9 protein-coding genes are annotated in these 8,137 nt (G+C 61.8%); 3 read left to right on the top strand and 6 right to left on the bottom strand.

Translation table 11 applies throughout. The annotated features are described in order from the left end of the window. Window positions 1-261 (top strand): hypothetical protein (locus EP26_RS36495; RefSeq protein WP_043344293.1); only part of this gene is annotated, 261 nt, incomplete at its 5' end. A gap of 176 nt (window positions 262-437) precedes the next feature. On the opposite strand, the gene EP26_RS28330 is transcribed toward EP26_RS36495, so the two are convergent. The 6 genes from EP26_RS28330 to EP26_RS28355 form a co-directional block, all read right to left on the bottom strand. Then, the gene (locus EP26_RS28330) at window positions 438-2,807 is read right to left on the bottom strand and encodes a DEAD/DEAH box helicase family protein (protein WP_043344296.1); all 2,370 of its coding nucleotides are present in this window, start codon (window positions 2,805-2,807) and stop codon (window positions 438-440) included. Window positions 2,808-3,174: 367 nt separating this feature from the next. Further along, window positions 3,175-3,552, bottom strand: a complete 378-nt coding sequence (locus EP26_RS28335; RefSeq protein WP_157033888.1) for a DUF6876 family protein — start codon at window positions 3,550-3,552, stop codon at window positions 3,175-3,177. Window positions 3,553-3,761: 209 nt separating this feature from the next. Next, complete coding sequence (locus tag EP26_RS28340) at window positions 3,762-4,097, bottom strand: hypothetical protein (protein WP_043344300.1); 336 nt, start codon at window positions 4,095-4,097, stop codon at window positions 3,762-3,764. Between the two features lie 54 nt (window positions 4,098-4,151). Further along, complete coding sequence (locus EP26_RS28345; protein WP_043344303.1) at window positions 4,152-5,180, bottom strand: Gfo/Idh/MocA family protein; 1,029 nt, start codon at window positions 5,178-5,180, stop codon at window positions 4,152-4,154. After that, window positions 5,180-6,151 (bottom strand): MDR/zinc-dependent alcohol dehydrogenase-like family protein, encoded by a 972-nt coding sequence (locus EP26_RS28350; protein WP_043344305.1) that lies wholly within the window; start codon window positions 6,149-6,151, stop codon window positions 5,180-5,182. The genes EP26_RS28345 and EP26_RS28350 overlap by 1 nt, the downstream gene beginning before the upstream one ends. Window positions 6,152-6,314: 163 nt before the next feature. Further along, on the bottom strand, window positions 6,315-7,151 hold the full coding sequence (locus EP26_RS28355; protein ID WP_043344307.1) for a DUF1206 domain-containing protein: 837 nt from the start codon (window positions 7,149-7,151) through the stop codon (window positions 6,315-6,317). Between the two features lie 372 nt (window positions 7,152-7,523). Here EP26_RS28355 and EP26_RS28360 point away from each other — a divergent pair, with 372 nt between their 5' ends. Both EP26_RS28360 and EP26_RS28365 read left to right on the top strand, forming a co-directional pair. Continuing rightward, window positions 7,524-7,820 carry a recombinase family protein gene (locus tag EP26_RS28360; protein ID WP_043344309.1) on the top strand — a complete coding sequence of 99 codons (297 nt, stop codon included), beginning with the start codon at window positions 7,524-7,526 and terminating at the stop codon, window positions 7,818-7,820. A gap of 41 nt (window positions 7,821-7,861) precedes the next feature. Further along, window positions 7,862-8,137 (top strand): helix-turn-helix domain-containing protein (locus EP26_RS28365; RefSeq protein ID WP_211259596.1); only part of this gene is annotated, 276 nt, incomplete at its 3' end.

Consider the following 8,137-nt stretch of genomic DNA (forward strand, 5'->3'; position numbering starts at 1 on the left):
CGCACCACGCCCGCGCTGTTCGCCCTGTTCTCACTCGTGACGCTGTGGGCCAACCAACTCGCCGCCGAGCGTGGACCGCTGGTCGAGTGTGTGCGCTGGTACCGCAAGTCGCTACCAACCTTCAGCGACGCTCTCGTGCTGGTGCGCCGCGAGCTCTGGCGCGCGCAGTTTTCTGCTACCTCGCCGCTGGCCGGGACAGCACAGAATGTCTCAGCCGATCTCATCGAGCGATTGCTGCTCATCGTCTGCCGCCCGCCATGATGGCACGCGAGCGTCACGGCACGTGCAAAGCCAAGCTAAGAATGCTGCTCAAACAAATCGCGCAGGATTTTTTCCTTGCGCGATTCTGCGATTGGCACCCTTGGGGTAACTGGCTTCCTAATCTGGTGCGCTCCAGGGCAGGCCAACCCAACCTTACTGCCAGATAAACCGGCGTATCAGCACTTTCCGGTGTGTTCTTGGGTATGCCGCCGTAGCGTTCGCATGATGCTCTTGATCTGCTTACGTCGATCGGCGTCGTCCGCGGTCTCCCGGAGTTGTTGCTCAACACCGGAGAGATCGAGGCCGAGCCGCTTCAGCTTGGCGCCAAACTTGAAGAACGCCACATTACGCAGACCCACGCCCTTCGGCGTGGCTAGGTATGACTGCCTTGCCTCATCCACCTGCTCAACGACATTATCGTTTGAGGCCAGTTGAGCGCGAACATTCTGCAACTTGCCGCTAGCGCTGGAGGCTCGCTGGGGAAGAAGCGTAGGCGCCGGCAAACTCGGCAGCACGATAGGTTCCGGCTCGTCGAAGAGACCCGACACCGTTGGTCGTGCGATCCACGTCTGCGGGTCCAACTCTTCGCCCGGGTATTCAACGAAGAAGATCTCTGCACCGGCTCGCTTGCATGGCAGAAAGAACAGGCTGGATGCCGTGAGCTTCGACATATCGAAGCCATGATGCCTACCTTTGCCGGATTTCGCATCGTGGTAGCCGGCCTGGGCAAGCTGATCAAAGATCATGTGCTTGATTGCCGCGTCAGCCTCCACCGACATGGGCTGACTGGCCGGGATGAAGACACGGTAGCGATCGCCACCGCTGTACGTCGAAAAGCAGGCCATCCAAAGCCCAGGAAAGATGTCATGCAGCGCCTCGGGGCTGAGGTCTCCGCCATCATTGTCGAGCCAGATGCCGTAGACCTGAGCGACGTTCCCCAGACCACGGCTGGTCTCGCCACCCTTGTTCGTGTCGAACAAGGCCGGGCTGATGAGAACATTCTGCTGCTTGTCGTTGATCTCCGTGTTGAGGGCGCAGCGGAGCTCCCGCATTAGCACCTCATTCGATGTCACCTCATGGTGGAGGACATCGCGGCTGAAGATGCTAGGGATAACGGAAACGCAGTTCCGAGCCTCGTCATGTAGCGCCATCAGCTCAGTGAGGATGCGGGCCTGCTTACGCTCGGCGCGCTTCCTCGCGGCCTCATCCCTCCATTTACGTGGGCGCCCTATATCCCCACTTTTAGTCCGAGGCGTTGAAGCTTTGCGAACGGCCGCACCTGGGAAATGAGAGGCAAGGTAATCTGCAGCCATCCGGTCCATAACCACAATATGCTTGGGGTTGGTGCTGGTATGGTCGCGCAGGCTGGTGCGCATCACCGCCTGGTATACAGACTGCAGGTAATGCGCGCGATCGAGTTCATCCCGGCTGACGTCCATGGCTTCCAGGCACTTGTACCTGTCACCCGTGAACTTGAGCGCACTGAGGAACACGCAGTTGTGGATGTCGGCATATGTGTTCAGCCCGTGGCAGACTGAGGAGACCTGAGTCCCACCTGGCAGGTCCACCCTGACCTCGTGCTGGCAGTCCAGATTGGCGACGTAGATGAATTTCTTGCCGGCCATAGTGGCACTAGCGTACTGGACCGATGCTTCCAGCAGGGTGCGTCCATCGGGGAGCTTGTCGTCGCGGAACCGCTTGCTCCAGTTGTGCTCCCATAGGTACTCGATGGTCAGCAAGGAACCATTGGTATGGCTACCGTACCGCAGCCGTGGCTGTATCACCGGGTGAGGCTGGAAGTTCACGCCATAGCTGCGCCACACCATGGCGAGCACGCTCTCATGGAACATCGCGCCCATCACCGTCACTGATGCGAAGCCGCCGAGAAGGCTGGGCAGCATGAGACCGAATAGCTTGAGGGAGTTCTGCTCCATCGTAGCTTCGCCGCGGGTGATCCTCCCGAAGCTGGCGGTATTAGCAAACACCGTCCAGTTGGGGTCGAGTATTCGGCCGGCGGCCGCAGCGAAGACCTCTTCCGCCTCATCGTCCAGCTCGTTGTCCGCAATGGCCCGCAATGCCGGCCTTGCGTCCTCGCGCACTTCGACACGGCCATAGGCATGGTTGCGGTCGTGTAGCTCGAGATGTCGGGTCAAAGTGACATGGCTGACGGGGACGCGCCGGGACAGATCCTCGACGACGTTCGGGATCTCGTCGATGATGATGTGCCAGCCACCCGGATTGTGCCAGTACGGCAGGCTCAGGAATGCAGCGTGGGTTAGGAAGAGGATCTCGCCTTCGGGAAAAGGCCGGTTGAGGTGGTTGATCAGAGCCGTGCGCACCTGCATTGGGTGGGTACCGCTATCGATACGCCTGACCATGACGTCTGGTGCCGCCCGAACCGCCTGATTGTAGCTCTGTTGGATGAGATGTTTTGATGGCTGGACAATGGCGATTTTGTCGCCCTTTCTGGCGCACTCGATTGCGTATTCGATGGCAGTGTGGGTCTTGCCCGCGCCCGCTAGGGCGTCGACGGAGTTGATGAGCATTGTGGTGCTTTCTTGTTCTTAATTCCTTGGATCTCCCCGCGCTTGGCGACGCGTTCACTCGGCAAGTGATTGTGAGAGGAGCCAAAACAAGAAAGCTCACCGCCAAGTGAAAAAGGAACAAAGCCCCTCCCACACAGGTATTTATCCCAGCAAATCCGAGCTCAGCCCCGTTCTGTCATGCAGTAAAATGTTGGCTGGTATGCTCTTATATAAGCCTTGCTTTATCAAGGCAGCTTAGTTTATTGGCGAGATTACGGCGTACGAAAACACTATAATGCTTTAAGTATTTCCGTACGCAGCGTGCTGCGGTACTGGCAATAAGAGCTGGCCCAAAGCCAGCTCGCGCGCTGGTACCCTCGCATCAGCCTCAATATTCACCGGGCAGCAGCATGATCCAGAGCTCGCCCTCCTGCACCAACCAGAGCGTGACTTCCGGCAGCGGGAAGTCGGTCCAAGGGATCTCTTGCTGTGTGACTGGCAGCTTGGAGTTGCCGTCGGTCATCGTGGCAACTGCGCTGCGGGTAGTGGCGTCGACGGTCAGGGTCCAGACTTGGAAGGGCTCAAATCGTACCCTTGGGTCGACCTGATGGGAGACGATCAGGTCGGTGAGGCAGTGAGTCCGAGCTTGCTCGGCAAGCAACACGACACCTTTTGACATTAGAACACGGCGGGTCAGGCCATGGCGGGTGAGCGTGTCAGAGCCAGTGAAGCCTGCAAGCGCGCGGAGCAGTTCTTCTGGAGTCATGAGGCCGCCCTCCTTTGCGGCCCACTCCATCAATACCCTTCGCGCCCCTGCGTCATTCAGAATTTGTAGCCCATTGCGCTGGTGCGTTCCCAGTCCGGCATGTGGTGTAAGTACCCAATGCACAGGGAAACGGTGCGGACTGATGGCCGTACCTCGCCATACCAAAAGGTGGTGATTGCAAGCATCGTTATCACCGCCCTGAAATCCAATCACGCCGAGCCGTGAAATCTGGCAACTTGGAACAGCGCGTCATCGATCTCCACGCGAACTCCGTCGTGAAACCAACTTTGCAGGCCGGGAGGTCCATGCAGTGCCACCGCCACATACCGGTCGACTCTAACCCTCTCCAACTTAACATCAGCGTCGCGGCATTCCTCGATCACCGCCCGGACGAGGTGAGCGGCACTGTCCGGAGACTGATGCCAAAGCTTCACAGGTAGAGGCTCTGGTTCCTCCGCGCGGAGTGCGCAGGTGATCTGAAAGGCGAGTTCCTGCAGCTCAACCATGGCGAAGCGAGCCTCCGAGTACGCATCCTCGTCCGACATCAGAACCAATGCGCCAACGTGTTCCCAGTCGCTGCCAGGTGGAAGTGTCAGAGGCTACCGTCCGTATATGCGATCCAGCACGCCAGCAACCTCCACAAGTCGCTCTGCCGCCGTGTCGAAGCGGTATCCAGTGGCGAGGCGCCTAGCCCAGTCCGCTGCTGCGCGTCCGCCCCACTCGTCGGGCGGCTCGGTCAGCCCTTCGCGCGCGGTAGCACGGTATCGCTCTGCGACGAAGTCATAGAAGGAGCCATTCACATTGCGCAGCGCCGCTCCGCCCTCCGTTCCGAAAAAGGAGGCAGAGATGACGGCGTCGCATCCCGCGTGAAGACGCCAGGAGCAGGCGAGCCGCACAGCGGCGCCGGTGGACAGCTCCAGTGTCGCCACGGCATAGTCCTCAACCCGGTCAGGCTGGATGCCAAGCGGCTCGCCATCCCCAAATAATTTGCTTGAGACATGGCTGACGCTGGGGAAGTCCAGCGTCCATAGCGCGAGGTCGACCAGGTGAACACCGAGGTCCATGACGCAGCCGCCACCCGAGAGCGCAGGATCATAGAACCAGTCCTTGTCGGGGCCGTATGCGTTATGGAAGACGAGGTCGACCGCATAGATGCGCCCCAGCTCTCCGGACTGAACAACCTCGCGGATGCGCTGCATCCCTTCCGTGAAGCGATAGGAGAGATCCACAGCCAGCAGGCGGTCTGCCTTGCGGGCCGCACTGACTACGGCTCGTACTTCCGCCGCGGTCCGGCCAAGTGGCTTCTGGCAGAACACTGCGGCGCCGCGCTCAAGCGCCCGGATGGATTGCTCCGCATGCAACGCGCTCGGTGTGGCAATCACAATCCCATCCACCTGCTCGTCCAGTAGGTCATCCAGTGTCGCAACTAGCTTCACTTCAGGAGCTAACCGGCGGGCCTCCTCAGCCATCTCGGGCGAGGGATCGGCCACTGCCGCAACTTCGATCGCGTTTGTCTCGAGGATAGCCTTCATCCGGTGGCGACCAATCCAGCCGACGCCGAGAAAGCCGAGGCGCGGGCGCGCGAGGGCTGGTCGATCCGGTGCTGTGCTGGTCAGGATCTGCGGCATCAGGGAGTCACCAACGCTTTAAGAAAGCCGTCCGGTCTGTCGCGGGTGGCGTCGAGAGCTTCCCCCAATCGTTCTAGCGGGAAGCGGTGCGTGTAGAGCGGCGATGGGTCGAGCCGGCCGGACGCGACCGCGTCTACCGCTTCGCGGATACCTTGCGCATAGACCGTCGGGTCGCGTTCGTGCGCATTGATCACGTCGAGGCCGCGCCAATTCCAGAGCCACATGTTGACTTGCCGCGGTCCGTCCTGGTGGTAGCCGGCCACAATGAGACGCCCGCGTTCCCGCGTCAGCTCTGCGGCTAGGTCGAGCGGCCATTGCTTGCCAACGGCCTCAATAGTGCGGTCGCAGAAGCCGCCGCCGGTCAGCTTCTTCACCTGTCCGATGATTGCGTGGTGGTCTTCCATCGGGATGGTCTCGGCCGCGCCCATTTGCCTGGCCAGGTCGAGCGAGAAGGGACGCCGCGAGATGGCGATCACCCGCGCCCCGGCATTGGTGGCCAGTCGGGTGAGGATGGCGCCGAGGAAGCCTATGCCGACGATAGCGACCGTTTGCCCCGCCTCGATCTGGCTTCGTCGGAAGATATTCATCGCACAGCCAAGGGGCTCGCCGGGGAAGGGGGATGCAGCCACTGAGCGCGGAAGGGGTATCACTGCCTCTGCGTCGGCCAGGTCGTACTCGGCATAGCTGTTGTAGGAGAGGGCGGCCACTCGGTCCCCAACCGACAGTCCCTCCACAGCCTCCCCGACGGCGTCCACCACGCCCCAGCCCTCATGCCCGAGCGAGCCAGGCTCGGTGGGAAACTGCATCCACTCCGGTCCGGCCCAGGGGGTGAGATTGGACGCGCACACGCCGCACCCTTCCAGTCGGATGCGAACCTGCCCTGGCCTTGGCTGCGGGATGACGATCTCCTCCACCCGCACCTGCCCTGGGCCGATCAGGACCGCGGCCCGCATCATTTTCGCGCCGTCCATTCCACTCACCTCCTGCTCCAACCCAAACTCACAAGAATCTTTCCCCGCGCAACGTAGGCCGCCGCCGGGGGCGTTCAGCAACGCTGCAGCATCTCCTACCGAGGCGCGGGAAACCTGAACACTGCTGAGCGCCTGCTGCCCAGCCCAACTCTCCATCAGCATTTTACGGCAGGCGGGCTCTCACCGCGTCGAGGGCGTCGCGCCCACCTGTGGCATCGATGCGACGGAATTTTGCCTCTGCGAACTCGAATGCGCCGAAGGCGGCAAGGCCGAATGCCACCAGTCCGAAAAGTACCCGGCCGAAGGGTTGCTCCTGCAAGGCCAGTAGCGCACCGCCAAGGCCGTGCGCCTCGCTTGGGTCAGACTGGTAAGCGGCGAGCATGAGGAAGCCACCGATGGTGAGGAAAACAACCGCACGGGCCGCGTACCCCAGCCGGCCGAGCGGCATTACCCAGGTTGCCGCACTTCCATCGCAGGTCAGGTGGCGCGCGAAAGAGCCGGACCATGCTTTGTACGCCATGCCAAGGCCGGCGCCTACGATCGCCGCGCCGACCGCGCCAACAAGCCAGCGGCCAAAGGGCTGTGCGAGAAGCCATCTGGTCCAGTCGCGGGCAGATTGCTCCTCCCCGGACCCACTGCCCGAGCCAATGATCAGACCCGCCGCGAACACGCCCAGGCCAGCATAGACGACCGCAGAAATTATCTGCCCAAGACGGACAACCACAGCGCGCGGGGAATGGCCGAGCCGATCAGCGTCAAAGAGCGCTTGGATGCTGCGCCAGAGGGCAAAGCCGAACAGGCCGAGCGCTACAACGGCGAGGAGAAGACTACCCATAGGCTGGAAGAGGAGCGCCTGAAGGGCGCCCTTCGAACCAGCGGTTCCACCGCCCCGCCCAAATGCCGCGAGCAGCGCCAGAAGGCCGATCAGTAGGTTCACGGCGCCCCGAGCCCCGTAGCCGAGGCGGGCGAACAGCTCCAGACGGCTGCGGTTGGTTACCATTGTCCATCCTAATCCATCATGCATCGGCCGAACCGAAACGGGAGTGCTCTGGTTCAGTTCCGCCTTGTCAATGGCTACTGGGATGAAGCGGGCGAAGCAGACGGCGCGGTAGCGGTTCTTGCCTCGAGCAATCGATGAGGATCAGGGCATGCCTGCTACCATACTCTGGGCGCTCCATGCAGCGAGGCTGCTCGGTGAGGGGGATGTGCCGGCATCGGCGAAGGAAGCCATCGCCGAGCCTTGATCGAGATGTCGCAATAGGGCTTGCCCGCGCGCGACCCGCCGGAACGTCGCGCACACTCTTCGGTCGCCCCTCCGCGACACCGGCCGCATCGTGTCCGAGAACCGCACGCGATACGAGAGAGGGGACACATGCACGTCGGCTACGCGAGGACCAGCACCTTCGAACAGCAGGCCGGGCTCGACGCCCAGCTGCGCCAACTGCAGGAACACAGCTGCGAGCGCATCTACAGCGAGCAGGTCAGCGGCGTCGGCAAACGCGAGAAGCTGCAGGAATGCCTACGCTTCGTGCGGGAAGACGACGTGCTCTTTGTATGCAAGCCCGACCGACTTGCACGATCGGCAGCCGATTTGCTCCGAATTGTGGAGGATCTGTCCCAGCGGAACGTTGGGTTGGTTATTGATGCGGCCCTCATTGTCTTGATCTGATTGACTGGGGATCCAAGTTCGCGGGCATGAGGCACGTGGACATGCGCAAGCTGCCCGCGGCGGCTCAGGAAGAGCGCCGGCGGCAGGTGGTCGGGCTTCGTCAGCGCGGCCTGACCTTTCGGGAGATTGCCGAGCAGGTCGGGCTGAGCCGGACCGGGGTGATCAACATCTGCCAGCGCTTTGCAGCTGAGGGCGCGAAAGGGCTGGTCGGCAAGCCGCGCGGCCGCAAACCCGACGAACAGCGCCTGCTGGATACGGCCCAGGAAGCTGAGGTGCAGACGCTGATCCGCCGTCACACGCCGGACGAGCTGGGCTTG

Origin of the sequence: Belnapia moabensis DSM 16746 (assembly GCF_000745835.1) — a bacterium.
GTDB lineage: Bacteria > Pseudomonadota > Alphaproteobacteria > Acetobacterales > Acetobacteraceae > Belnapia > Belnapia moabensis.